Annotated in this window: 25 protein-coding genes, 1 tRNA gene and 1 rRNA gene; 17 read left to right on the top strand and 10 right to left on the bottom strand. The window is 42.6% G+C overall.

Annotated features, from left to right (window positions below; translation table 11 throughout):
- Positions 1-13: 13 nt before the first annotated feature.
- The 9 genes from ASL11_RS29565 to dnaA form a co-directional block, all read right to left on the bottom strand.
- A 16S ribosomal RNA gene (locus ASL11_RS29565) occupies positions 14-1524 on the bottom strand.
- Between the two features lie 389 nt (positions 1525-1913).
- Positions 1914-2981: an HD-GYP domain-containing protein gene (locus ASL11_RS29560; RefSeq protein ID WP_056622840.1), complete on the bottom strand. Its 1068-nt coding sequence runs from the start codon at positions 2979-2981 to the stop codon at positions 1914-1916.
- A 199-nt stretch (positions 2982-3180) separates the two neighbouring features.
- Positions 3181-5673, bottom strand: a complete 2493-nt coding sequence (gyrA, locus tag ASL11_RS29555; protein WP_056622711.1) for a DNA gyrase subunit A — start codon at positions 5671-5673, stop codon at positions 3181-3183.
- Between the two features lie 48 nt (positions 5674-5721).
- The gene (gyrB, locus tag ASL11_RS29550) at positions 5722-7638 is read right to left on the bottom strand and encodes a DNA topoisomerase (ATP-hydrolyzing) subunit B (RefSeq protein WP_056622700.1); all 1917 of its coding nucleotides are present in this window, start codon (positions 7636-7638) and stop codon (positions 5722-5724) included.
- 35 nt (positions 7639-7673) lie between these two features.
- Entirely contained in the window at positions 7674-7922 is a 249-nt protein-coding gene (gene remB, locus ASL11_RS29545) for an extracellular matrix regulator RemB (protein WP_056622698.1), read from the bottom strand.
- Between the two features lie 5 nt (positions 7923-7927).
- Positions 7928-9046 carry a DNA replication/repair protein RecF gene (gene recF / locus ASL11_RS29540; protein ID WP_056622696.1) on the bottom strand — a complete coding sequence of 373 codons (1119 nt, stop codon included), beginning with the start codon at positions 9044-9046 and terminating at the stop codon, positions 7928-7930.
- A 27-nt stretch (positions 9047-9073) separates the two neighbouring features.
- Complete coding sequence (yaaA, locus tag ASL11_RS29535) at positions 9074-9289, bottom strand: S4 domain-containing protein YaaA (protein ID WP_056622694.1); 216 nt, start codon at positions 9287-9289, stop codon at positions 9074-9076.
- A 13-nt stretch (positions 9290-9302) separates the two neighbouring features.
- Positions 9303-10445: a DNA polymerase III subunit beta gene (dnaN, locus tag ASL11_RS29530; protein ID WP_056622692.1), complete on the bottom strand. Its 1143-nt coding sequence runs from the start codon at positions 10443-10445 to the stop codon at positions 9303-9305.
- A 180-nt stretch (positions 10446-10625) separates the two neighbouring features.
- Complete coding sequence (dnaA, locus tag ASL11_RS29525) at positions 10626-11993, bottom strand: chromosomal replication initiator protein DnaA (RefSeq protein WP_056622690.1); 1368 nt, start codon at positions 11991-11993, stop codon at positions 10626-10628.
- A 624-nt stretch (positions 11994-12617) separates the two neighbouring features.
- Here dnaA and rpmH point away from each other — a divergent pair.
- From rpmH to ASL11_RS29465, 12 genes are all read left to right on the top strand, one after another.
- Complete coding sequence (gene rpmH / locus ASL11_RS29520; RefSeq protein WP_028557239.1) at positions 12618-12752, top strand: 50S ribosomal protein L34; 135 nt, start codon at positions 12618-12620, stop codon at positions 12750-12752.
- 135 nt (positions 12753-12887) lie between these two features.
- A complete protein-coding gene (gene rnpA / locus ASL11_RS29515) occupies positions 12888-13247 on the top strand; it encodes a ribonuclease P protein component (RefSeq protein ID WP_056622830.1) in 360 nt (119 codons plus the stop codon).
- Between the two features lie 71 nt (positions 13248-13318).
- Positions 13319-14092, top strand: coding sequence for a membrane protein insertase YidC (yidC, locus tag ASL11_RS29510; RefSeq protein WP_056622684.1), 774 nt, complete (start codon positions 13319-13321; stop codon positions 14090-14092).
- Positions 14089-14706, top strand: a complete 618-nt coding sequence (gene jag / locus ASL11_RS29505) for an RNA-binding cell elongation regulator Jag/EloR (RefSeq protein WP_056622682.1) — start codon at positions 14089-14091, stop codon at positions 14704-14706. Before yidC ends, jag begins: the two co-directional genes overlap by 4 nt.
- 74 nt (positions 14707-14780) lie before the next feature.
- Complete coding sequence (mnmE, locus tag ASL11_RS29500) at positions 14781-16157, top strand: tRNA uridine-5-carboxymethylaminomethyl(34) synthesis GTPase MnmE (RefSeq protein WP_056622680.1); 1377 nt, start codon at positions 14781-14783, stop codon at positions 16155-16157.
- Positions 16158-16203: 46 nt separating this feature from the next.
- Entirely contained in the window at positions 16204-18099 is a 1896-nt protein-coding gene (mnmG, locus tag ASL11_RS29495; protein ID WP_056622678.1) for a tRNA uridine-5-carboxymethylaminomethyl(34) synthesis enzyme MnmG, read from the top strand.
- Positions 18100-18103: 4 nt separating this feature from the next.
- A complete protein-coding gene (gene rsmG / locus ASL11_RS29490; protein ID WP_056622675.1) occupies positions 18104-18829 on the top strand; it encodes a 16S rRNA (guanine(527)-N(7))-methyltransferase RsmG in 726 nt (241 codons plus the stop codon).
- Positions 18830-19133: 304 nt separating this feature from the next.
- A complete protein-coding gene (noc, locus tag ASL11_RS29485) occupies positions 19134-19949 on the top strand; it encodes a nucleoid occlusion protein (protein WP_056622673.1) in 816 nt (271 codons plus the stop codon).
- Between the two features lie 164 nt (positions 19950-20113).
- Entirely contained in the window at positions 20114-20872 is a 759-nt protein-coding gene (locus ASL11_RS29480; RefSeq protein WP_056622827.1) for a ParA family protein, read from the top strand.
- A complete protein-coding gene (locus tag ASL11_RS29475; protein ID WP_056622671.1) occupies positions 20869-21741 on the top strand; it encodes a ParB/RepB/Spo0J family partition protein in 873 nt (290 codons plus the stop codon). Before ASL11_RS29480 ends, ASL11_RS29475 begins: the two co-directional genes overlap by 4 nt.
- A gap of 136 nt (positions 21742-21877) precedes the next feature.
- On the top strand, positions 21878-23038 hold the full coding sequence (locus ASL11_RS29470) for an aminotransferase class V-fold PLP-dependent enzyme (RefSeq protein WP_056622664.1): 1161 nt from the start codon (positions 21878-21880) through the stop codon (positions 23036-23038).
- Between the two features lie 15 nt (positions 23039-23053).
- Positions 23054-23545: a DUF4446 family protein gene (locus ASL11_RS29465; RefSeq protein WP_056622660.1), complete on the top strand. Its 492-nt coding sequence runs from the start codon at positions 23054-23056 to the stop codon at positions 23543-23545.
- On the opposite strand, the gene yyaC is transcribed toward ASL11_RS29465, so the two are convergent.
- Positions 23520-24143 carry a spore protease YyaC gene (gene yyaC / locus ASL11_RS29460; protein WP_056622658.1) on the bottom strand — a complete coding sequence of 208 codons (624 nt, stop codon included), beginning with the start codon at positions 24141-24143 and terminating at the stop codon, positions 23520-23522. The genes ASL11_RS29465 and yyaC overlap by 26 nt on opposite strands.
- 96 nt (positions 24144-24239) lie before the next feature.
- Between yyaC and ASL11_RS29455 the strand changes: the two genes are divergently transcribed.
- The 5 genes from ASL11_RS29455 (at position 24240) to ASL11_RS29435 (ending at position 26349) form a co-directional block, all read left to right on the top strand.
- Positions 24240-24482: a DUF3343 domain-containing protein gene (locus ASL11_RS29455; RefSeq protein ID WP_063795718.1), complete on the top strand. Its 243-nt coding sequence runs from the start codon at positions 24240-24242 to the stop codon at positions 24480-24482.
- Positions 24483-24494: 12 nt separating this feature from the next.
- The gene (locus ASL11_RS29450; protein WP_056622654.1) at positions 24495-25349 is read left to right on the top strand and encodes a mechanosensitive ion channel family protein; all 855 of its coding nucleotides are present in this window, start codon (positions 24495-24497) and stop codon (positions 25347-25349) included.
- Between the two features lies 1 nt (position 25350).
- Positions 25351-25566 carry a DUF951 domain-containing protein gene (locus ASL11_RS29445; protein WP_056622652.1) on the top strand — a complete coding sequence of 72 codons (216 nt, stop codon included), beginning with the start codon at positions 25351-25353 and terminating at the stop codon, positions 25564-25566.
- 76 nt (positions 25567-25642) lie between these two features.
- Positions 25643-25730, top strand: a tRNA-Ser gene (locus ASL11_RS29440).
- A 178-nt stretch (positions 25731-25908) separates the two neighbouring features.
- Complete coding sequence (locus ASL11_RS29435; protein ID WP_056622650.1) at positions 25909-26349, top strand: hypothetical protein; 441 nt, start codon at positions 25909-25911, stop codon at positions 26347-26349.
- Positions 26350-26389: the final 40 nt, after the last annotated feature.

The raw sequence follows: 26389 nt of genomic DNA, 5'->3' as shown, positions 1-26389 counted from the left end.
CGAGTCTCCATAGAAAGGAGGTGATCCAGCCGCACCTTCCGATACGGCTACCTTGTTACGACTTCACCCCAATCATCTACCCCACCTTCGGCGGCTGGCTCCCTTRCGGGTTACCCCACCGACTTCGGGTGTTGTAAACTCTCGTGGTGTGACGGGCGGTGTGTACAAGACCCGGGAACGTATTCACCGCGGCATGCTGATCCGCGATTACTAGCAATTCCGACTTCATGCAGGCGAGTTGCAGCCTGCAATCCGAACTGAGATCGGCTTATAAGGATTGGCTCCACCTCGCGGCTTCGCTTCCCGTTGTACCGACCATTGTAGTACGTGTGTAGCCCAGGTCATAAGGGGCATGATGATTTGACGTCATCCCCACCTTCCTCCGGTTTGTCACCGGCAGTCATCCTAGAGTGCCCACCCRAAGTGCTGGCAACTAAGATCAAGGGTTGCGCTCGTTGCGGGACTTAACCCAACATCTCACGACACGAGCTGACGACAACCATGCACCACCTGTCTCCAATGCTCCGAAGAGGGCRCCTATCTCTAGGYGTTACATCGGGATGTCAAGACCTGGTAAGGTTCTTCGCGTTGCTTCGAATTAAACCACATACTCCACTGCTTGTGCGGGTCCCCGTCAATTCCTTTGAGTTTCACTCTTGCGAGCGTACTCCCCAGGCGGCATACTTACTGTGTTAACTTCGGCACCGAGAAATCGAATCCCCGACACCTAGTATGCATCGTTTACGGCGTGGACTACCAGGGTATCTAATCCTGTTTGCTCCCCACGCTTTCGCGCCTCAGCGTCAGTTATAAGCCAGAAAGTCGCCTTCGCCACTGGTGTTCCTCCACATCTCTACGCATTTCACCGCTACACGTGGAATTCCACTTTCCTCTCYTACACTCAAGTCATCCAGTTTCCGATGCGAACYGGGGTTGAGCCCCRGGMTTAAACACCAGACTTAAATGACCGCCTGCGCGCGCTTTACGCCCAATAATTCCGGACAACGCTTGCCCCCTACGTATTACCGCGGCTGCTGGCACGTAGTTAGCCGGGGCTTTCTTCTCCTATACCGTCACACAGGGCAACAGAGCTTTACGATCCGAAAACCTTCATCACTCACGCGGCGTTGCTCCGTCAGACTTGCGTCCATTGCGGAAGATTCCCTACTGCTGCCTCCCGTAGGAGTCTGGGCCGTGTCTCAGTCCCAGTGTGGCCGTTCACCCTCTCAGGTCGGCTACGCATCGTCGCCTTGGTGAGCCGTTACCTCACCAACTAGCTAATGCGCCGCAGGCCCATCTTYAAGCCACAGATTRCTCCGTGTTTTATGATTCTCTCATGCGAGAAAACCAGTTATCCGGTCTTAGCTATCGTTTCCGATAGTTATCCCAGTCTTAAAGGCAGGTTACCTACGTGTTACTCACCCGTCCGCCGCTAGCTTATCCCGAAGGATAAACCCGCTCGACTTGCATGTATTAGGCACGCCGCCAGCGTTCGTCCTGAGCCAGGATCAAACTCTCCATAATAGTCGCTAGCTTATCCCGAAGGATAAACCCGCTCGACTTGCATGTATTAGGCACGCCGCCAGCGTTCGTCCTGAGCCAGGATCAAACTCTCCATAATAGAAAGATGACTTGCTCATTTGAAGTCGATTACTCGACTGTGCTTACTCACTCGTTGTTCAGTTTTCAAAGATCAATTATTTCCTTATTAATCCTTCGCCCCTCAAAGGCGACTTGATTAATATACCACATCGGCCTACTCGATTGCAAGAACTTTTTTCGATTTCTTCTGTTCTTTCGTTCGACCGCCGAAGCGACAAGGAGTAATATAACAAATACCTAACAGGATTGCAAGTTCTATTTTACACTAAAAAAACCTTCACTCTCAGCGAGTGAAGGTTGATTATAGCATTTTAAATATGGCCAATCACATCTTGAATAAATAGATTTCTTTCAACGGTTAAGTTAATAATTGTACCATTGACATTAACCCATGGTCTTGTAGGATGTGAGCGATCAGAGAACACGATCTCACCGACGCGGTTGTCACTTAGTTTCACAAGCGTTCCGTTACTAATTTGCGTAGATTTGTTCATGAAGACTTGGACAAGTGTAGGATCTACTTTACCGAAGGATTCATTCAGCAATTGCTCTAATACTGCATAAGGCGATAGAGCAGGTTTGTAGTAGCGCTCATTCGTCATCGCATTATAGATATCAGCAATAGCAATAATTTTGGCATACACATGAATCTTGTCAGACTTTACGCCGAGCGGATAGCCTGAACCATCTTCTCTTTCATGATGTTGAAGAGCTGTTAATTTAACACCTTCGTTAATGCCAGACATATTCTTAAGAATCTGATAGCCAATCAGTGTATGCTGCTTAATCTCGTCCATTTCTGAAGCATTTAAAGGCGTCTTCTTCTCTAGCAGTGTGCGATCCACTTTGCTAGTACCAATATCGTGAAGTAAACCTGCCATTGCGATTTGAAGTAAATCCTTCTGCGGAAGACCTGCCCATCTTGCTAAGGAGTACGAGGTTAAGCTTACTAAAATACTTTTATGATAAATATACTCATGTAAATTCCGATTCTTAGGTGTGAAGGTGAGCACTTTATAAGCATCAATATGTCGAATAAGCGTTTCGAGGCCTGTCCGAATTTCTAAGATAGGAAGCTGTTGTCCGCCATTCGCAAGAAGAAATACTCTCTTTAGCAGTTTCACCATATTATGATACTCCGCATAAAACGGATGAACAACCTCAACTTCTTTCACTTTTGGCTCTTCACTCACTTGCTCCACTTCATTGCCGTTCTTGACTTCAATATAAACAGAAGGAATGAGAAATGCTTTCAGAATTTCGACTTCCCTCTCCTGAATGATTCTTCCTTTGTGAAAAAGCGTATTCCCCATCTTGGTTATTACAATATCGCCTAATCTTTCACCATATTTTAATTGCGAAACGGCTACTGTCGGCACGGTCATTCACTCACCTTACTATTTCGTATACTTCTTATTGTAAAGTAAAAGGGATGGGTTTGTAAGCCCCATCCCTAGAATTTACCACATAAGAATTTAGGAGCTTCCGGTAATTAGGAAGAACAAATTCTTATTGGCGATAAAAACAACATTTAAACCGCGGTCGCTCATCCTCGAATTACATCGATAGAGGTTTTTCTCATTCTTCTGACTCCGTCGCTTCTGCTGACTCTTCCCAGTCGCCGTCTTCCTCAGACTCGTTCTGTTCTTCATTCTTCTGAACGCGAGCCAACGTCCCTACTTCGTCATCTTCACGTATGTTAATCAGACGAACACCTTGCGTATTACGCCCCATGACAGAAATGCCGTCCATACTTGTACGGATGACAGTACCCGATGCTGAAATAATCATCAGATCCTCATCTTCTTGCACCACTTTAAGGCCGACAATCGGACCGTTCTTCTCCGTGACATTTAAAGTTTTGATCCCTTTACCGCCACGTGATTGAATCCGATACTCGGAAACAGGTGTCCGCTTACCAAAGCCTTTGGATGTTACGATTAGTACACTATTATCTTCATGAACAACGTCCATATCGATAACAGCATCCTCATCATCCAAGTGAATACCTTTTACTCCCGTAGCCGATCTGCCCATTGAACGCACATCACTCTCTGGGAAGTGAATGGACATCCCTAGCTTAGTCCCCATGATAATACCCTGGTTACCATCCGTAAGCTTCACACCAATGAGATCATCATCTTCTCGTAAATTAATGGCAATTAAACCGCCTTTACGAATGTTTGAATAATCATCAATTGGTGTTTTCTTAACGACCCCTTGCTTGGTTGCAAAGAACAGATATTGTTCTGTTTCAAAGCTTTCAACAGGAATTACCGCATTAACGGTTTCCCCTTGTTCGATTTGAATCAAGTTAATAATTGGTGTACCACGAGCTGTACGGCTCAAATCTGGAATCTCGTAAGCTTTCAAACGGTAGACTTTCCCTTTATTCGTAAAGAACATGAGATAATGATGTGTATTTGTTACGAACAAATGTTCCACGAAATCATTATCTTTTGTATCCATACCGACGACACCGCGTCCTCCACGCTTCTGGTTCCGATACGTCGTAACCGGTAGGCGCTTAATATAGCCAGTGTGCGTTATCGTAATAACGACATCTTCACGTGGGATAAGGTCTTCATCCTCAATGCTTTCTTCACCAACTGTAATCTCAGAACGTCGGTCATCACCGAACTTTTCTTTAATTTCATTTAGTTCTTCACTAATGATCGCAAGAATCAGCTGCTCATCGGCAAGAATCGCTTTAAGCTCGGCTATTCTCTTCATGAGTTCCGCATATTCCGCTTCAATCTTCTCACGTTCCAACCCAGTCAAACGCTGTAAACGCATATCGAGAATGGCTTGTGCTTGATCCAGGCTCAGATTAAATGTCGTCATGAGTCCTTCTCTCGCCTCATCCGTTGTACGAGAAGAGCGAATTAATGCAATGACTTGATCCAAGTGATCAAGTGCAATACGTAAACCTTCTAAAATGTGCGCTCTAGCTTCCGCTTTACGCAGATCAAATTCGGTTCTACGACGAATAACTTCTTGCTGATGTTTTAGATAATAATGCAGCATCTCACGAAGATTCAAAACTTTTGGTTCTCCGTTGACGAGAGCGAGCATAATGATTCCAAAATTAGATTGCATAGCGGTCTGTTTGAACAAGTTATTCAGAACGACGTTAGGATTAACATCGCGTCGCAGCTCAATAACTACACGCATCCCGTTGCGGTCTGACTCATCTCGAAGATCCGTGATGCCATCGATCTTCTTCTCACGCACAAGCTCAGCAATTTTCTCTACTAATCTTGCTTTATTTACTTGATAAGGCAGCTCATTCACAATGATTCTAGCCTTATTATTATTCTCTTCAATGACCGTTCTAGCTCTCATCGTAACGGAGCCTCTACCTGTGGTATAGGCTGATCTGATGCCTTCGCGTCCAAGAATGAATCCGGCTGTTGGGAAATCCGGTCCTTTGATCGCTTGCATTAATTCCATAGACGTGACATCTGGATTCTCGATCATCATCTGAATACCCTCGATAACCTCTCTTAGGTTATGTGGAGGAATATTCGTTGCCATACCTACGGCAATCCCTGAACTACCGTTAACGAGTAAGTTCGGGAAACGAGAAGGGAGAACAACGGGTTCATTTTCTTCGCCATCGTAGTTTGGTTTATAATCGATTGTCTCTCGGTTAATATCACGAAGAAGCTCCATAGCAATCTTCGATAAACGAGCCTCGGTATAACGCATGGCTGCTGCCATATCACCGTCGATGGATCCAAAGTTCCCATGCCCATCAACAAGCATATAACGCAGGGAGAAATCTTGTGCCATCCGAACCATGGTTTCGTACACAGCGGTATCACCGTGTGGATGATACTTACCGATAACTTCACCAACGATTCTCGCTGATTTCTTATGTGGCTTATCTGGAGACATACCTAGTTCAGACATCGCAAACAAGATACGACGATGAACCGGTTTCAGACCGTCTCTAACATCTGGCAGTGCGCGACTGACAATGATACTCATCGCATAGTCTAAGAAGGATGTACGCATTTCGGTCGAAATGTCAATTTCTTTGACTTGCGAATGTAATTCTTCGCTCATGAATGTTCCTCCTGAAAGCTTACATCGTTTGCAACGTCTCGGACGACGTTAGATATCTAAATTTTTCACGTATTTCGCATGTTCCTCGATAAAATCACGTCTAGGCTCTACATTATCGCCCATCAATGAATCAAAGAGTGTATCCGCTTCTATAGCATCTTCGATCGTCACTTGGAGGAGTGTACGGCTTTCCGGATCCATGGTTGTTTCCCATAACTGGCCCGGATTCATCTCGCCAAGTCCTTTATAACGTTGGACATTGACTTTCACGCCTTCACCGAACTCTTGCATAATGACTTCACGTTGCTTCTCGTTATACGCATATCGAATCGTTTTATTACGCTCAAGCTTAAAGAGTGGTGGTTGTGCAATATACACATAGCCAGTCTCAATTAGTTTTTTCATGTAACGATATAAAAAGGTAAGTAGCAAGGTACGAATATGCGCACCATCCACATCGGCATCCGTCATGAGGATAATTTTGTGATAACGTGCCTTGGAAATGTCGAAATCATCGCTGATTCCTGTACCGAAAGCTGTAATCATGGCACGGATTTCGGTATTGGATAAGATACGATCCAAGCGTGCTTTCTCTACATTCAAAATTTTACCGCGCAGAGGCAGAATCGCTTGGAAATGACGATCACGTCCTTGCTTAGCTGAACCACCTGCAGAGTCACCTTCTACAATGTAAATCTCACTGATTGAAGCGTCTTTGGAAGAGCAATCTGCTAGTTTACCTGGCAGGGCACTAACTTCAAGCGCACTTTTGCGGCGAGTCAATTCTCTGGCTTTACGTGCTGCTTCTCTTGCTCTAGCAGCTTGAATACCTTTTTCAAGGATTTTGCGAGCTACAGCTGGGTTCTCTTCAAGGAATTCTTGCAGTTTCTCTGCGAAAAGGGATTCCACAATACCACGAACTTCGCTGTTACCAAGTTTCGTTTTTGTTTGACCTTCGAACTGAGGCTCTGGAATTTTCACAGAAATAATCGCAGCAAGACCCTCGCGCACGTCATCTCCAGATAGATTCGAGTCGCTTTCTTTGATCGAATTATTTTTACGGGCGTAGTCATTTAGGATCCGCGTCAGTGCGCTCTTGAATCCTGATTCATGCGTTCCACCCTCGTGTGTGTTGATATTGTTAGCAAAAGAGTAAATGTTTTCGGTATAGCTATCGTTGTACTGTAATGCGATCTCGATCGAAATATTGTCTTTAGCACCTTCAACATAGATCGGCAATTCATTGACGACTTCACGGTTGCGATTTAAATGCTGTACAAAGGACACAATACCGCCTTCGTACATATGCGTTGCCACCGTATCCGTACGCTCATCTATTAAGTTAATCTCGATGCCTTTATTCAAGAAAGCAAGCTCGCGAATCCTGGATTGCAACGTGTCGAAATCATATTCAGTTGTTTCTTTGAAAATCTCTGGATCCGGTTGGAATGTAACTGTCGTACCTGTTTCTTCCGTTTCTCCGATGATTTTCACATCATATTGAGGCACACCGCGACGATACTCTTGTTGATGAATTTGGCCTTCACGCTTAACTTGAACCAAAAGCAGCTCTGACAACGCATTTACAACAGAGATACCAACCCCGTGAAGTCCCCCTGAAACTTTATAACCAGAATCGTCCCCACCGAATTTCCCACCAGCATGAAGCACGGTAAGAACAACTTCGAGTGTCGGTCTTTTCAGTTTGGCATTTTCACCAACAGGAATCCCACGTCCGTTATCGATAACGGATATGCTATTATTTTTATGGACAATCACATCAATCTTTGTACAAAAACCGGCCAGGGCTTCATCGATACTGTTATCTACAGCTTCCCAAACGAGATGGTGCAGTCCTCGGGCACTGGTTGAACCAATATACATACCCGGTCTTTTGCGAACGGCTTCTAAACCTTCCAGAACCTGAATCTGACTGTCATCGTACGCATTTTGATTCACAGACATGCTACTCTTCACCTGCTTTTTTATATTAAAAGAAGTTAATTCGTCAATAACTGATTAGCTCTTTTTTTGAGCGTTGTTGAGGAGATCGGGGAATAATACACCTTACTTTTCGTCACGACCAGTGATTTGCAATCTTCCTCACCGATTTGCTCGGTTCTTTTATCTTTGACTGCTTGCCCAATGAACTGCTTTGATATTTTAGACGACTTCTCAATCGAAATATCAAATATAGCAATCAATTCAGACGCTCTAATGATTTTCTCTCCACCCAAATGAATAAACATGCTTCTCAGCTCCTGCCGCTTACATTTCCTTTCAAAACATGAAACACGGAAGCATGATCCAGTTGATCCAAATGAACACTCTCTAGACCTGTTGTCGTAATAAACGTTTGGACTTTCTGCTGAAACGTGCGAATTAACTGTGTCTGTCTATATTCATCCAGTTCCGATAGGACATCATCTAGTAATAGCAGAGGATACTCGCCGACTTCTTCATGAATGAGCTCAATTTCTGCTAGCTTGAGTGATAGCGCGGTTGTACGCTGCTGACCTTGGGAACCGTACGTTTGGACTTCTTTGTCATTTATGAAAAAGAGAAGATCGTCACGATGAGGGCCTACTAAAGTTACACCTCTTCGGAATTCCTGATCTTTCACCAAAGATAACTTTATCATAAATTGGTTTAATAAAACAGATTCATCTTCAAATGGCTCCATGTCAAAAGAAGGGGAGTAGCGAATCACTAACGATTCACTGTCGTTCGTTATCCCTCTGTGGATATTCTCCGCCCATTTTTGAAGCTTCTTTATGAAGTTTTGACGCTTTTTCATAATTTTAACACCATACTGTGCTAATTGTTCATTCCAGATGTCCAACATGGCGTCAGGTGTGCTTTTTCCTGGGTAATTTTGCTTTAAATAATTATTCCGTTGCACCAAGATTTTCTGGTATTGAGATAAGTCGTGAATATAGGAGGGCTGTACTTGGCCGATTTCCATATCAAGAAAACGTCGTCTTATGCCAGGCGTTCCTTTGACAATCTCTAAATCCTCCGGAGCAAACATGACAACGTTCAATGCTCCAATAAAATTACTGAGCTTTTTTTGCTCAAGACCATTAATCTTCGCTTTTTTCCCCTTGGAAGAGATGGAGAGATCCAGCTTACAGTTCCCGTACAATTTCTGAATCTCTGCATGCAGCAGCGTTTGCTCACCGTTCCAGCCAATCAGTTCTTTGTCCTGGTGGGTACGATGCGATTTGGTCATGGCCATCACATAGATGGATTCCAGCAAATTCGTTTTACCTTGTGCGTTGGGTCCAACGAAAATATTCACGTTATTCGATGTTGTTAATTCAACATGATCGTAATTTCTATAATGACTGAGTACGAGTTTATTTAGAAACATGGCCGATCATCCTCCTGGGTATTCCGATCAGGAGCTTATGACCTCGAATTGTCCAAAACCTTCTACCTTGACGATATCCTGCGGCACAAGTTTCCGACCTCTGCGATTTTCAGCTTGCCCGTTCACTTCGATTTTGGTTTCCACAACAAAAAATTTAGCTTGTCCACCTGTGGATATGCAGTCCGATAACTTCAAAAACTGCCCAAGTGTAATATATGCAGTGTTGATAACTATTTGTTTCATAACGAGCGCTCCCTTAATTCGTTGTTCGGTATGGCAAAATTAACTGCAAAATATTCGTCGAATCTTGCGGTTTCATAATGATCGGTTGCATAGCTCCCGTAAATCCAATTTGAATAAATTCGGAGTCGAGTACCTTCAGTGCATCCAACATATATTTGGAGTTAAACGAAATCTTAAGTAAGTCACCAACAATATGCTGCAGGGCAATTTGTTCGGTTACTTTACCTAGCTCGGAGGAGCTCGACGAAATTTCGATGGTTTTGTCTTCAAGCATCATCATTTTAACAATATTCGTTTTGTCCTCTTTGGAGAGAAGGTAGGCACGGTCGATCGCTTCAGCCAATTCCTTTGTTGGAACAACCATTTCCGTTTGAAAGGATTGCGGAATGAGCTTAGACGTATCTGGGTAAGTCCCATCTAAAATACGCGAATAAAATAAAATTGATTGAATTTTGAATAAAACTTGGTTGTCCGCAATAACTATATCTATAAGGGTGTTTTGATCAGGCAAAATTTTGCTTAACTCATTCAGTGTACGTCCTGAAATAACGATATTAGGCAGGTTTTGTGCTTGTTCGTTATCAACGGTGACTTCTCTACTTGCCAGGCGATGACGATCACATGCGATAAATTTCAACTTATCACCTGAAATGTTCCAAAGAACCCCTGTAAGAATAGGTGTCGATTCATTGGTGGATACGGCATAAGACGTTTGTTTAATCATTGTTTTAAGCAAATCACTTGGTAAACGAAGCATTTTGCTCTCTTCGATTTCAGGAAGCAGCGGATACTCATCTGGATCTAGGCCCATGATTTGAATTTCGGAAGAACCTGAACGAATAATCGTTTGGAAGTTAGCTTTTACTTCAATTTCGATTAATTGCGCTGGCAGCTTACGAATGATTTCAACGAAAAATTTAGCGGGAAGTACAACGCTCCCAGCTTGAATAAGTTCAATAATTTTAATGGTGCTGTTTTCACTTGCCGTAAAGCTTTGAATGGAAATGTCGGTATCACTAGCTGTTAGCGTAACACCGCTTAAGGTTGCATCTATTTTGATCCCTGTAAGAATGGGTATCGTTGTTCGAGAGGATATGGCTTTGGAAACGTGACCAATGGATTCGATTAAATGGTCTTTTAGGATAGTTAATTTCATGACTTCACTCCTGCAGTTCTTTTTTTACGGTGCGTTAGCATAATCATTATATAATAACATTCTTTATTAGTAATAGCAGTAGGGGCTCTGGATATGTGGATATGTGGATGAATCTGAGATAGAGCAAGCCTATCCACATGTGAATAGATTGTGCATAGGCTTATGGAAAAAGTGATGTTATTAAGAGGGGTTTTTGATGCGTTCCGTTAAGTTATGGACAATCTTATATAATTCTTGATCCACTTTGAGCTGCTGCACAATTTTCTCATGCGCATGTATGACAGTCGTATGATCGCGGCCCCCAAAATTATCTCCGATTTTCGGCAAAGAGAAGTCTGTGAGTTCCCGTGCAAGGTACATCGCTACTTGCCTTGGGAATGCCACGGCTTTTGTTCGTTTACGCGCTTTGAAATCCTCGAGCTTTAAACCATAGAATTCTCCAACTCGTGCTTGAATATCCTGTATCGTAATGACTCTTGGTCGGTTCGATGGGATGATATCCTTCAACGCTTCAGCCGTTAAATGTACGCTAATATCTTGATTAATAAGGGAAGAGTAAGCGACAACACGAATTAACGCACCCTCCAGCTCTCGGATATTCGTATCAATTTGGTTCGCGATATAGATCATAGCTTCATTCGGAATCTCTAGATTCTCGGCTTTAGCCTTTTTGCGTAAAATAGCGATTCGTGTTTCTAAATCTGGCGGTTGAATATCTGTGATAAGTCCCCATTCAAATCGTGAACGTAACCGATCTTCCAGGGTTGGAATCTCTTTAGGCGGACGGTCACTTGAGATAATAATTTGTTTTCCTTCCTCATGAAGCGCGTTAAATGTGTGGAAGAACTCTTCCTGCGTTCCTTCTTTCCCCGCAAGGAATTGAATATCATCGATGAGCAGTACATCAATGGTTCGATACTTGTTACGAAAGCCTTCCCCGCGGTTATCACGGACTGCATTGATAAATTCATTCGTGAACTTTTCGGAGGATATATATAGAACCCGAGAGCCAGGGTTATGTTCAAGTACATAATGTCCGATCGCATGCATGAGATGTGTTTTACCTAGTCCAACGCCCCCGTATAAAAAGAGGGGATTATACGCTTTGGCCGGCGCTTCAGCTACGGCGAGAGAAGCAGCGTGAGCAAAACGGTTACCAGATCCAATGACGAAGGTATCAAATGTATACCTAGCGTTCATCATACTTGTAAAGTTTTCTTCACCAGCAACAATGGCTGGACCTTTGGGGGGAATGACAACGGGTTGAATGGCTTGCATCGATTGTGACTTCTGATCTTCGGTTTCGATAATAAATTTAACGGATACATGCTTTCCCGTAAAATCGTAGATCGTTCCTTCGATTAGCTTCGTGTATCTACTCTCAAGCCACTCCTGCGCAAAATTATTAGGTGCGCAAATAATGACTGTTGAATCGTTGAATACAGTGGCCTTCGTCGATTTAAGCCAGGTGTCGAAACTTGGTTTACTGAGCTTCGTTTGAATAATCGTTAAAATTTGTTGCCAAAGGTCCGTAGAATGGCCTTCCACAGTACTTCACTCCTTTTGAATCAAACATGTGGCATAGGCCAGGAGAAACATGGTTATGATTTATGGATAAAACGTGAAACAAATAACTCACGTTGGAATCTCGAAAAATTGGTAGTTAGCATTTAGTATGCCCAAATATCGTCTAAAAGAATCTAGTGTCTGGTGGGGTCAAAAAAGGATGACTTTTGTCGGTTTTATCCACATTACTAAGGATCAGCAGAAATGACTTATTCTTGTAGAGGGAAGTTTGTGCACATTATTATCCACAGGTTGTTGATAACTCGGAGGATTAGTGGTGTATATCCACAGCAGAAACATTACTATCTTAACAAAAGATACCTTGTTAATCAACGGATTGTTTCGCATTATCCACAATAACAACAACTTGTGGGTAGAAATTGTTCACAACACAAGATATTGTTGATATTCTGTTGATTTTCGACAAAGTTTGTTCTTTCTCGTCAAAACTTTATACACAGCTTATTCTTTTTGACGTTATCGAGGTTTTCCGCCATCCAAATACTGCACACTTGGGTAGGTTGACTTTCTTCTGTGAAAATGATTTAATGAGTAGTAGAAATTTTGTAGGATGGATATCCTCAGCCAGGTAGGGAGGTGCTATAGATGGGTCCAACATTTAACCCGAATACGAGAAAGCGTAAGAAGAACCATGGTTTCCGTAAAAGAATGAGCACGAAGAACGGTCGTAAAGTTCTACAAGCTCGTCGTCTTAAAGGAAGAAAAGTTCTTAGCGCGTAAGAAGAGGCTCCGAAAGGGGCTTTTTTTTTTGCATTTGGAACGTCGGTTTACATTGAACTGGTTTTGTTAAAACTAGATTAGATATGTAGTGTTCTTTCAACTAATGAATGTGATCTGTCTGGAGTGTACATGGCTGTGGAGAAACTATATCGGTTAGCAAAAAGAGAAGACTTTAGTAAGGTGTATCGCTATGGGAAATCGATGGCTAATCAGCAATTCGTTCTATACTATTTGCCGCAGCCGAAAGCAGAAGCGTTTCGTTTCGGTGTATCGGTTTCCAAGAAAATAGGAAATGCAGTTGTACGTAATCGTTTGAGACGAATGATGAAAGAAATTATTCGGTTGAAAAAAGAAAACATGACGCCTCAATATGACTACATTCTGCTGGCTAGAAAACCGGTTGTTGATATGGCTTACGCAGACATGGAGAAGAGCATCTGGCATGTCATTCGTAAAGCTTCTTTATATAAAAAAAATGACGCATTAAAAAAGTGACGCAATATTTCCTTGCGGACTGAAGATGTGTTATAGTTTATCTTGGAAAAGACATTTAGGAGGATCTCATTTTGACTCGTCGAATTTATATGCTAGTAGCACTGTCTTCGGTGATTTTACTTTTGTCCGGATGTAGCCCGTCAAGTGCAGCATCAGCGCCAATCGATCCGAACACGGCTAATTTTTTCACTAAGTACTTTACGTACCCGCTTTCACAAACGCTTGACTGGTTCGCCGATCATCTATGGGGTCAATATGGATTATCCATCTTGGTTGTTACATTGATTATTCGATTGATTATTTTGCCGCTTACGCTTAAGCAATACAAAAGCTCTAAACGGATGCAGGATCTGCAGCCTGAAATGAAGAAGCTTAAAGAGAAATATAAAGATGATGCGAAAAAGCAACAAGAAGAAACGATGAAACTATTTCAACAAAATGGTGTAAATCCGTTAGCTGGTTGTTTTCCTATCATTGTTCAAATGCCAATTCTAATCGCTCTTTATCAAGCGATTATGCGTAACCAAGAAATTCATGAGCACACGTTCCTGTGGTTGAATCTTGGTAAACCGGATCACCTATACATCTTACCGTTGATTGCCGCGGCTACGACGTTCATTCAACAAATGTTTATGTCTTCCCAAATGAATCAACAAATGAAAAGCTTAATGTACATTTTCCCGGTCATGATTTTTGTAATGTCCATGAATTTTGCATCGGCGCTTCCGTTATACTGGATTTACGGTAACATTTTCACAATCGTTCAGTCTTATTTCATCTATGGTGCTCCTGGTTCACAAAAAAAGCCTGGATCTCAAAATAATAAGGGTGGCCTGTCGAAATGAAGAAAATCGTGGTGACTGGAAAGACAATTGAACTAGCAGTTAAATCTGGTCTAGATCAATGGCAAGTTTCGGAGGATCGAGTACAAATTCATATTTTGGAACAGCCCTCACGAGGGTTGTTCGGGTTTATTGGATCCAGAGTTGCGAAGGTTGAGCTCGAATTGATACCCGATCCACTTGAGGAAGCGATAGCTTTCTTACAAGATATGTTCGAAGCGATGCAAATTTCCATCACCATAGATACACATAAAGATCGTGAAGGCTATATCTTAAACATGAGTGGCTCGGAATTAGGTATTTTGATCGGAAAAAGAGGACAAACACTTGATGCGCTTCAGTATTTAGTTAATATTGTTGGTAATCGGTATGCGAATTCTCATTTCCGTATCATCTTAGATGCGGAAAATTTCCGTGATCGACGGAAGAAAACATTGGAAGAGCTGGCGTTGAGACTGGCTAATCGCGTGATTAAGTCGAAAAAAGAAGTTATTTTGGAGCCGATGAATTCGCAAGAACGTAAAATCATTCATGCGGAATTACAAGGGCATCCGGTTATCAAAACATATAGTAAAGGCGAAGAACCGAATCGTCGGGTTGTCATCGCTGTTAAATAACACAGATCGCAATGACTTGGTTCATATGTCATTGCTTTTTCTTTAAGATGAGGTAAATTCGAGGTGCAAATACTATGTTAAATGATACGATTGCTGCTATTTCTACACCGCTTGGAGAGGGTGGGATAGCGGTTATTCGTGTGAGCGGCGAGGATTCTGTCACATACGTTGAACGTATTTTCCGCTCAAAAACGAAATTATCTGTTGCTGACACGCATACGGTACATTACGGATTCATTATAGAACCTGCTTCCGCCGAAAAGGTAGAGGAGGTTCTAGTTACGTTAATGAAAGCTCCGCGATCCTTCACCATGGAGGATGTTGTCGAAATTAGTTGTCACGGAGGGATTGTCTCCGTTAAGAAAGTACTTGATTTATTACTAGTACAAGGGGTTCGCTTAGCTGAACCTGGTGAGTTTACAAAGCGAGCTTTTCTGAACGGTCGTATTGACTTAACACAGGCAGAAGCGGTTATTGACTTAATACGGGCTAAATCCGATCGAGCTTTCAAGGTAGCTTTGAAGCAGGTGGAAGGCAATTTATCCAAACAGATTAAGCATTTACGATACATCCTGGTGGAGTTAATGGCTCATGTTGAGGTGAATATTGATTACCCGGAACATGATGTAGAGGAAATGACAAATGTGTTCATCAAGACGAAGTGTGATACGGTCATGTTGGATATTGATCGTTTATTAGTGACCGCAGAACAAGGTAAAATTTTGCGCGAGGGCATTGAGACAGCAATTGTCGGCAAACCTAATGTTGGGAAGTCTTCCTTGTTGAATGAATTAGCCCAAGAGAATCGGGCTATTGTTACTGATATTCCAGGAACTACGAGGGATGTCATTGAGGAGTTCGTTAATATTGGCGGTATTCCGCTGAAGCTGCTTGATACGGCTGGTATTCGCGAAACTTCAGATATTGTCGAACAGATTGGTGTGGAGCGGTCTAAGACTGCTTTAGCCGAGGCTGATCTCATTCTACTGGTACTGAATAGTAACGACGAGCTTCAACTCGACGAGATTGCGTTGATGAAGCAGTTGGCGGATAAACAAACGCTCGTTATCTTAAATAAGATTGATTTGGTTCGCAAATTAGATGTGGAACAGGTGCTCAGTTATTTCCCGCAAGAGCGTATTGTGGAACTGTCACTGATTGAGAATAAAGGCATTGAGGATTTGGAAAAAGCGATCGCGGCGATTTTCTTTGAAGGAAAGCTCGAATCCAGTGATTTGACATATGTGAGTAATGTTCGCCATATTTCTTTGTTGAAGCAGGCCAAACGTTCCTTACAGGATGCGTTGGATGCCAATGAGCAATATGTACCGATTGATATGATTCAAATTGATATCCGGGCTGCTTGGGAGCAGTTAGGGGAGATTATCGGCGATTCCGTAAGTGAATCCCTAATCGATCAAATTTTTACACAATTCTGCTTAGGAAAATGAAAATCGACAGCATTTGCGTTTTCATAAAAGAGGGAGGGACGTTTCTATGGGATATCACGCAGGGAATTATGACGTTATCGTTATTGGTGCCGGACACGCAGGTTGTGAGGCAGCTTTAGCTTCAGCTCGCATGGGTTGTAATACGTTGCTATTAACGATCAATTTAGACATGGTTGCTTTCATGCCTTGTAACCCATCCATCGGTGGTCCAGCGAAAGGACATGTTGTTCGTGAGATCGACGCGCTTGGTGGCGAGATGGGTCGCAATATTGACAAAACTTATATTCAACTTCGTATGTTGAATACTGGCAAGGGGCCGGCTGTTCATGCACTGCGCGCTCAAGCCGATAAATTTTCATATCAGCACAAAATGAAAGAAACGATCGAAGCTACAGCTAATTTGACCTTGCGTCAAGGGATGGCTGAAGAACTTATCGTGGAGAATGGTGTTTGTAAAGGTCTGATTACGAAGACAGGTGCTGAGTATTACGCAAAATCTGTCGTTTTGACCACAGGTACGTATTTACGAGGTAAAGTTATTATGGGCGAACTGATGTACGAGAGCGGGCCTAATAATCAACAACCCTCGGTTAAATTATCGGAGTCTTTGCGTAAGTTAGGCTTTGACTTGGTTCGATTTAAAACAGGAACGCCACCGCGCGTTCATGGAGATACGATTGATTTTAGCAAAACAGAAATTCAGCCTGGCGATGAGCAACCGAAGTTTTTCTCGTTCGAAACGAAGTATGGTTCTAATCATAATCAACAATTGCCTTGCTGGTTAACTTATACGTCTGCAGAAACTCACCAAATTATTAATGACAATCTCCATCGCGCTCCGATGTTCTCTGGTGCTATCGAAGGGACTGGACCGAGGTATTGTCCTTCTATTGAAGATAAAATTGTTCGTTTCGCTGATAAGGCAAAGCATCAAATCTTCCTAGAGCCAGAAGGCCACAGTACTTCAGAATATTATGTGCAAGGTCTCTCTACAAGTATGCCGGAAGATGTACAGCTGGGTATCCTACGTTCTATTCCTGGACTAGAAAAAGTAGAAATGATGCGTACGGGTTATGCCATCGAGTATGATGCGGTAGTACCAACGCAATTGAAGCCTTCGTTGGAAACGAAGCTGGTTAGTGGGTTATTTACAGCTGGGCAAATTAATGGGACTTCTGGATACGAAGAGGCTGCTGGTCAAGGGGTTATGGCTGGGATTAATGCCGCGCGTAAAGTGCAAGAGAAGGAAGCTATTGTATTGGATCGTTCGGAAGGTTATATCGGCGTTCTCATTGACGATCTTGTAACAAAAGGGACTAGTGAGCCATATCGCTTGCTTACTTCACGAGCAGAATATCGCTTGTTGCTTCGTCATGACAACGCGGATCTTCGATTGACGCCGATTGGTCATGAAATTGGATTGATTTCCGAAGAGCGCTATGCGAAGTTTTTGAAAAAAAAATCGCTTGTAGAGCAAGAAATTGAACGCTTATCTGAAGTGAAGGTGAAACCTGAGCCTCACGTTCAAGAATTGCTTCGAAGCTTGGAAAGTGTGGAATTGACGAATTCGGTTCCAGCGATTTCCTTGTTGCGTCGTCCTGAGATTGAGTATACACATATTGAACAAATGACGATGTCTCCTTTTGACCTAGATGAAGATATGAAGGAGCAAGTTGGCATTCAGGTAAAATATGCGGGATATATTGAAAAGCAAAGTAATCAAGTTGATCGTTTGCGTAAAATGGAAAAGAAAAAGATTCCGGATGATATTGAGTATAGTGAGATCCATGGAATTGCCACAGAAGCGAAACAGAAGCTCGCGAAAATCCGTCCAATCTCGATTGGGCAAGCATCTCGGATTAGCGGGGTTACACCTTCGGACATTTCTATCTTGCTTGTTTATCTCGAACATTACAATAGAGTCATAGCGGCTAGAGGTTAAAGATATGGATGCTATACAGCAACAATTCACAGAGTTATTAGCCCAAGAAAATATCACTCTTTCTACGGAACAGTTAGATCAGTTTGAACAGTACTACAAGACACTCGTAGAGTGGAATGAGAAAATGAATCTAACAGGTATCACAGAGAGAGACCAAGTTTATCTTAAACATTTCTATGATTCTCTTTCTGTGGCTTTCAATTTCGATATGGGGAAGGTTAAATCTCTTGCTGATATTGGCTCAGGCGCGGGATTCCCAAGTATACCTCTTAAAATTGCATTTCCTCATCTTCATGTTACTATTGTTGATTCTTTGAATAAACGGATTCTATTTTTGAAAGAAATTGTCTCTCAACTCGGTTTGACGAATATGGACTGTGTACATGGTAGGGCAGAGGACATTGCTAGACTTCCTCGCTATCGTGATCACTTTGACCTCGTAACTGCTAGAGCGGTTGCGAAACTGCAAGTGCTAAATGAGTTCTGTCTTCCATTTGCCAAGAGTGGAGGGACTTTCATTGCAATGAAGGGTTCCGAAGTGGATGATGAGATTAAAGACTCTTCCTATAGTTTAGTAGAGCTGCGAGGAAAAGTAACGAAGGTTAATCGTATGATTCTACCTATCGAAGAATCCGTAAGACATTTTGTGGAGATACAGAAGACAGCTGCTACGCCAGCTAAATATCCTAGAAAAGCAGGGATCCCTTTAAAGGAACCACTTTTCAAATAATAGGAATGTTTCACGTGAAACATTTGGCAGCTTACCTGTTGTAGAGAAGGATTATGGCCTTCGATGGAGAATACCTATATAAGGTGAAAGCCCGTCATATACTGGCTTCGCCTTACCTTTTATTTGTGATGTTGTGGTTGGATATTCGCAATTGATAGATTAAATTTACTAGAATCAGACAGCATGAATGACATCGTCTCGGAATGGCGAAAAGATCTTTTTACCTTGTACAGGGCGTTGTATCGGTTTATTGTAACTGTACTGATCGCTTAAACTACGGGAAGAGTTGGTGGTAAGTTTTCCTATGAAAGAACAAATATCGAAGCTATTTGGCCTTGCAGATCGTTCAACGACGGATGAGGTCAAAAACATACCCGTAAATAGTATTATTCCTAGTCCCTATCAGCCGAGAACTTTATTCGATGATGATCGTATCGATGAACTATGCCAAACCATTCGAACACATGGTATTATTCAACCTATCGTTGTTCGAGTCAAAAATAATACATTTGAATTAATTGCAGGCGAACGACGCTTGCGTGCGGTGAAAAAGTTAGGTCTTGATACGATCCCAGCTATTGTTCGGGACTTTAATGATTCACAAGCAGCATCCATTGCGCTTATTGAAAATCTGCAGCGTGAAGGACTTACTGCGATTGAAGAGGCTGCAGCTTATCATCAATTAATAGAGATGCATGATCTTACGCAAGAAAGCCTTGCACAGCGTTTAGGCAAAAGCCAATCCACAATCGCCAATAAGATTCGTTTATTGCAATTATGCGAACCTGTTAAAATGGCTTTGATGGAACGTAAGATTACGGAGCGTCACGCACGGGCTCTATTAGCTTTAGATCAAGAAGAGCAACAGGTCAAATTGCTAGAAGAGATTATCACCAAAGAATTAAACGTTAAACAAACGGAAATCAAAATAAGTTTCCTGAAGGAAGCGGCGAAGATTAAGAAGTCACGTCGTGTATCCTTTACGAAGGATGTTCGACTTGCTCTCAATACCATTCGACAGTCGGTTGAAATGGTTTCAAGTTCGGGCTTACATATTAATACATCAGAACAAGATCATGAAGATCATTATGAAATAATAATTAAGATTCCTAAGCGATAATTTAGGCATTTCTGCTACCTAAAACGGCGCAAGCCGTTTTTTTTGCATCTAATGGCACGAATCTATCAAATATTCATAAGGTAACTGATTAATAGATATGGTAAGATAGTACTACTGCTTGTTAAATAGCATTATGGAACATAAGCGATAGAGGTGAAATGGTTTTGTCTAAAATTATTGCAATAACGAATCAGAAGGGTGGCGTCGGCAAGACGACGACTTCTGTGAATCTAGGCGCTTCATTAGCTTCGCTTGGTAAACGCGTTCTTTTGGTCGATATTGACCCGCAAGGGAACACAACAAGTGGTATTGGTGTGAATAAAGCTGATGTTACAAATTGCATTTATGATGTATTAATTAATGACGTACATCCAAAAGATGCAACAGTGGAAACAAATGTACCGAATCTTAAAATTGTTCCGGCAACGATTCAACTAGCTGGTGCAGAGATTGAATTGGTTCCAACCATTTCAAGAGAAGTTCGATTAAAGAAGTCACTTCAACTTGTCAAACACTTATATGATTATATTTTGATAGATTGCCCTCCATCACTTGGCCTTTTAACGATCAATTCTTTAACTGCCGCGGATTCCGTAATCATCCCTATTCAGTGTGAATACTACGCCTTAGAAGGTTTAAGCCAACTTCTGAACACAGTGCGATTGGTGCAAAAGCATTTAAATACAGGACTTCAAATTGAAGGTGTCCTATTGACGATGTTTGATGCAAGGACGAACTTAGGTATTCAGGTTATTGAAGAAGTTAAAAAGTACTTCCAAACAAAGGTTTATCAAACGATTATTCCCCGTAATGTACGTTTGAGTGAAGCGCCGAGTCATGGGCAATCCATTATTACGTATGATCCTAGATCAAAGGGCGCGGAAGTTTATTTAGAACTTGCTAAGGAAGTGATCTCAGTATGACCAAAGGCCTCTCTAAAGGTTTAGGTAAAGGATTAGACGCATTAATAACGTCCTTGCATATTGATGAGAGCGATAAAGTCATTCAGATTCCACTGGCTCAATTGAGAGCCAATCCGTATCAGCCTAGAAAGCATTTTAATGAAGATAGTATTAAGGAACTTTCAGAGTCGATCAAGGAGCATGGCGTCATTCAGCCTATCATTGTTCGGAAGGTTCTTAAGGGCTACGAGATCATTGCGGGTGAACGTCGTTTCCGTGCATCACAAGTTGCAGGAACGCCTACCATTCCGGCTGTGGAAAGAATTCTTTCTGATCAACAGGTAATGGAGATCGCATTGATTGAGAACGTGCAGCGTGAGGATCTTAATGCGCTTGAGATTGCTTTTGCTTACCAAGGTATCATTGATCAATTCTCTTTGACACAAGAAGAGCTGTCAGCGAAGGTTGGTAAGAGTAGATCTCATATTGCCAATTTCCTAAGATTGCTTTCCCTTCCTGAATCAATTAAACAATATGTTTCACGTGGAACATTATCCATGGGGCATGCGAGAGCAATTGTTGGTGTGAAGGACGATAAGATTAAGAAAGAACTTGCAGAGTCAACGATCTCTAAACAGTGGAGTGTTAGAGAGCTTGAAGAAGCAATTAAGATGCTAGAAGAACCACCTGGCCCTGAAAAGGAAAAGGCAAAACAAAAAGAAAAAAATAGAGATCCGTATATTAATCAAGCAGAAGAGCAATTGCGAGACATTTATCGGACATCCGTGAAAATTAAGAGTCAGCAGGATAAAGGGAAGATCGAGTTGCTCTACTATTCAAAAGACGATCTCAACCGACTGCTAGAATTATTGCAAGGTAAAATCTCTTAGAAATTGCTAGCATACCTATGTTTTTCTTTCGAACAGAAGGAACAAACTAAGGTATGCTATATTTTTGACCATATATAATTGAAAAAGGTAGTTTCAAGTAATGCGGGGAAGGGATTTCTCGAAAGGGGCTGGACATATGAAAGACGTTATGTATTTCGACCAAGCAGCATCCTCATGGCCGAAGCCGCCAACGGTGATGGATGCGATGATGCAATGCATGCAGGAGTATGCAGCTAATCCTGGCAGAGGCAGTCATCAGATGGCTGTGAAAGCAAGTCGTACGTTGTTCGAGACGAGAAAGAATCTAGCCAAGTTATTCGGTGTGCGAAACCCAAACGATATTTCATTTGCATTAAATACGACACATGCACTAAACCAAGCGATCAAAGGTTTTGTAAAGCCTGGCGATCATGTGATCTGTACGAATGTTGAGCACAATTCGGTGAGAAGACCGCTAGAATATTTAAAAGCCTCAATTGGCGTCGAGCTTACTTATTTGGCACACAATGAGGAGGGGAATGTGCAATTAAATGATTTGAAAGAAGCGTTTCGCTCAAATACTACACTCGTTGTGGTGAATCACAGCTCCAATCTACTCGGCACCATAATGCCAATTGGAGAGATTGGGGAGCTATGCAGAAGCCATGGCGCGAAGCTGCTTGTAGACGCGGCTCAGAGCGCCGGTGTACTGCCTATTCATGTCGTAGATATGAACATCGACATGCTCGCCTTCCCAGGCCACAAGGGGCTCCTGGGGCCTCAAGGGACGGGTGGGTTATACATCCATCCGGACATTGAACTAGAACCGTTGCTGCACGGCGGGACGGGCAGTCAGTCGGAGGCTATCCACCAGCCGACAGTACGGCCTGATCGTTATGAAGCAGGGACTCAGAACACGCCAGGCATCGCTGGTTTGAATGAAGGCGTGAAGTTCGTCCTAGCGGAAACCGTGGACAAGATTCATGCGAAAGAATGGGCACATACCCAGCAATTAATGGAAGGGCTACTGGGAATTGAAGGGGTAACGATTCTAGGGCCAAAGCTTGGACAAAATAAAACAGGAATCGTTTCCTTTAACATTCAAGATGTGGATTCATCTGAAGTTGCTTTTATCCTCGACCAGTCGTTTCAAATTGCCGTGCGATCTGGTTATCATTGCACACCGCTTGCACATGAAGTTGCTGGCACATTGGCCAAGGGAGCCGTGCGGTCGAGTATCGGGTATTTTACAACGGACGAAGAGGTATCGGCACTGATTGAAGCTGTCAAAGAGATTCAAGCGCAATATGCGAAGTAGAAAGAGGGATAAGGCATGGGGGAACTGTTTGGCTTGAATGCGGAATACGTGATGTTAGTCTGTTTCGCATTCATTCTGGTGCTATTGGTTATGGTCATCATTATTTCAATTCGATTGTCATCCTTGCGGAAACGATATACACGGATGATCAATGGTACAAGCGCTGAGAATATGGAACAATTACTTATTGATATGCAGAACGCTTTGAACGAGCAAAAGGCCGAATCCGTTAAGGCTTCGACCCAAATATCTAATATACATCAGTCCATGAAGCAGATGACATCGAACATTAAAGTTCGTCGATATAATGCCTTCAATGAAGGTGGTAGTGATCTCAGTTTCTCGTTGGCGATGCTGAACGAAGAACAGGATGGTGTGATCATTACAGGAATACATAGTCGAGAGCAAATGTATGTATATGCGAAGCCGATCGCGAAGGGGCAATCCAGTTACACGTTAAGTCCAGAAGAGAAGGAAACACTTACTCAAACTTTAAAGCAGTCGTAGCACTCGGTGCAAAGGATTGCGTTCGTCTGATCGAAGCGTAAAGGGCATCACCAATAACGGTAGCCATATTCATGACGAGGCTGAGCCGCGTATTTTGCAAAACGAAGTATTCCATGAAGCCGCCAACATTAACGATACCAGTTACATGAATATCACCAACGGGAGGCAGATCTTTATTAACACCTGCACCTGGCTTGAGTGGTCCATGAGCGACTTGAATGCAGCCGACACTGGCAACTTGCCCTAAACAAGCATCAACAGCGACGATGAAAGGGTTCTGAAATTGCTTGTGAATGGTTTCAACGGTTTCGGCTAAATTCATAGCGTGGACAGGCTCATCCAAGGTACCGAACAAATGAAGATTGCGGAGCGTAGTCGTACGATTTAGATGGGAGCCAACAAGAGGGCCGAGAGCATCGCCTGTAGAACGATCCGTTCCTACGCAAATGACGACGATAGGTTGATAGGTTGGTAGTTTACTGAAAATCGATTGCAAATGCTTGGCGAGGAGATGAGGTGTATTGGAATCGGTATGTTGAATTTTCAAAGGTTCTTGCACTGGGGTTTTATCGCCGTCGAATCCGAAATGGAATTTCATGATATCCCTCCAAAGTAGTAAATCTTTTTTACTAGTATATGGAGATAGAGGTACATTTATACGTAGAGAGGAGAGCTTTCTCTGGAATTTTCTATCATGTTGCTAGCTTTCGATTCTACCCAACAAGCACTAAGAGCTGAGATGCTGCTAGAGTATGCGGATATTGAGATCGATATCAGACCTACGCCGAAAGAGATTACAGCGGGATGCGCACTTTCTATTGAATTTCCAGGAGCAGATCTTGTGCAAGTTCAAGAGATTATAGAGAGCGAGAACGTCGAAATTAGAGGCATATATTTTAAAAAAGAAGATGGATATGGTACCATAGTAGAAAAGTAAGGAGGCTTACTAGTGTCTTTTGAAACAAAATATTTCCAAGATTTGACGCATTGGATTCGGGAGCATATCAGTAAACCTGAAATCATTGCCTCCATATTCTGGATCACTATCAAAATTGTACTCATCTATGTCATTGCTAGAGTTATCATCAAAATTGCTGACAAAACAATCGCGCATATGGTCATTGCGAGAGAGAAGTCACCGCTCAAAATTGATAGACGAAGATCGAATACCATTTCTATTCTCGTACATAATCTTATCGCATATACAGTAAATCTAGTTGCTATCATGTTGATTCTCGGTCAAGTAGGATTAAATCTTGGACCCTTACTAGCGGGTGCAGGTGTTCTTGGATTGGCAATAGGTTTCGGAGCACAGAGTTTGGTGAAGGATGTTATTACAGGGTTTTTTATCATTTTCGAAGACCAATTCGGCGTTGGTGATGTTATTCAGATTGACCAATTCAAAGGGACCGTTGAGGAAATTGGCATTCGCGTGACTCGAATCAAAAGCTGGACCGGTGAGGTTCACATCATCCCTAACGGAAACATCAAGCAAGTGACCAACTTTTCCACTTATAATTCTATTGCTATCGTCGATGTCTCCATCGCCTATGACGCTGACATTGATCGTGCGATGGTCTTATTAAATGAAGTTGTCGCTGAAGTGCATGAGCGCACAGAGAGTATCGTTAAGGCGCCACAAGTACTCGGTGTGCAAATGATTGGGAACACGGACTTGAAGATACGAGTTATTGCGGAATGTAAGCCGAACAAGCAAGGCGAAGTCAGCCGTATTCTAAATGCAGAGATTAAGAAGTATTTAGATACCCATGGCATTAAACAAGAAAAGGTGGAGGGGAACTAAGATGGAAAAGAAAGAATACCAACTTGGCGATGTTGTACAGATGAAAAAGCCCCATCCATGCGGAACAAATGAAATGGAAATTATTCGAATGGGGATGGACATTCGGATTAAGTGTGTAGGCTGTAAGCACAGCGTCTTAGTGCCAAGAACGAAGTTCGAGAGCAAGCTCAAAAAAATATTGCGCAGTAATGCGGTGACAGAAGAAGAATCGAGCTAAACTTTTCATAAAAAATAGTAAAACACTTGCGAGAGACAGACTTTTTTGATACAATAAGTCCTGTTCTCATTTTCTTGGAAAGGTACCCAAGTGGTCCAAGGGGGCTGACTCGAAATCAGTTAGGCGTCGCGAGGCGTGCGTGGGTTCGACTCCCACTCTTTCCGTACTAGAACACACCAGATGAAAGCCGTTTATATCCTTCGGGGATATGGGCGGCTTTTTTATTGTTCTGTTTCGATATGGTGATATTGGTTTATATGAAATAGGAGGGATAAAATGTAAAGGTCTGAAGCAACCTAACAGTTAGGTTATGGCAAATAGCTACGTAGGAGGACGCGATAAATGAATAAATGGATACTAGCCCTAGCAATGCTTGCTGTGGTGGCCTCAGGCTGCTCTAAGAAGGATGATACGAGTACAGTTAGTCCTACAGCAGGTGTGACGGTACAGCCCTCAGCAGGGGCTTCAGCGACGCCTAGTGGGACGAGTGCAGGAGGCGCTGCAGGGGGGACTGTGACGGCAACACCTACACCAAAGGGAACAACTGGTGGCGGAGCCGCAGAGAAACCTTCTACGCTCACGAAGGAACAAGTGGAGAAAATTACTTTGACGAGTACCTACGATGATTTGGTTAAGCAAACGGGGTCCAAAGGGAAGCTCGTGAAAGAGGAGAATGGCAAACGAACCTATGAATTTGCGATCTCTAATCAAGCAGGTTATTATGCGGAAATCGTCTATTTTAACGATGGGAAGATTTCAGAGAAGCGTGTGTTCCAGAAGTAGTCTGGGATAAAGGTAGATAAGAAAGTGCATTGTGGAAGAA

The organism is Paenibacillus sp. Soil750 (assembly GCF_001428045.1).
GTDB classification, from domain to species: Bacteria; Bacillota; Bacilli; order Paenibacillales; family NBRC-103111; genus Paenibacillus_E; species Paenibacillus_E allorhizoplanae.
The sequence above is the reverse complement of the archived record's forward strand: the minus strand, read 5'-3'. Positions and strand labels throughout refer to the sequence as shown.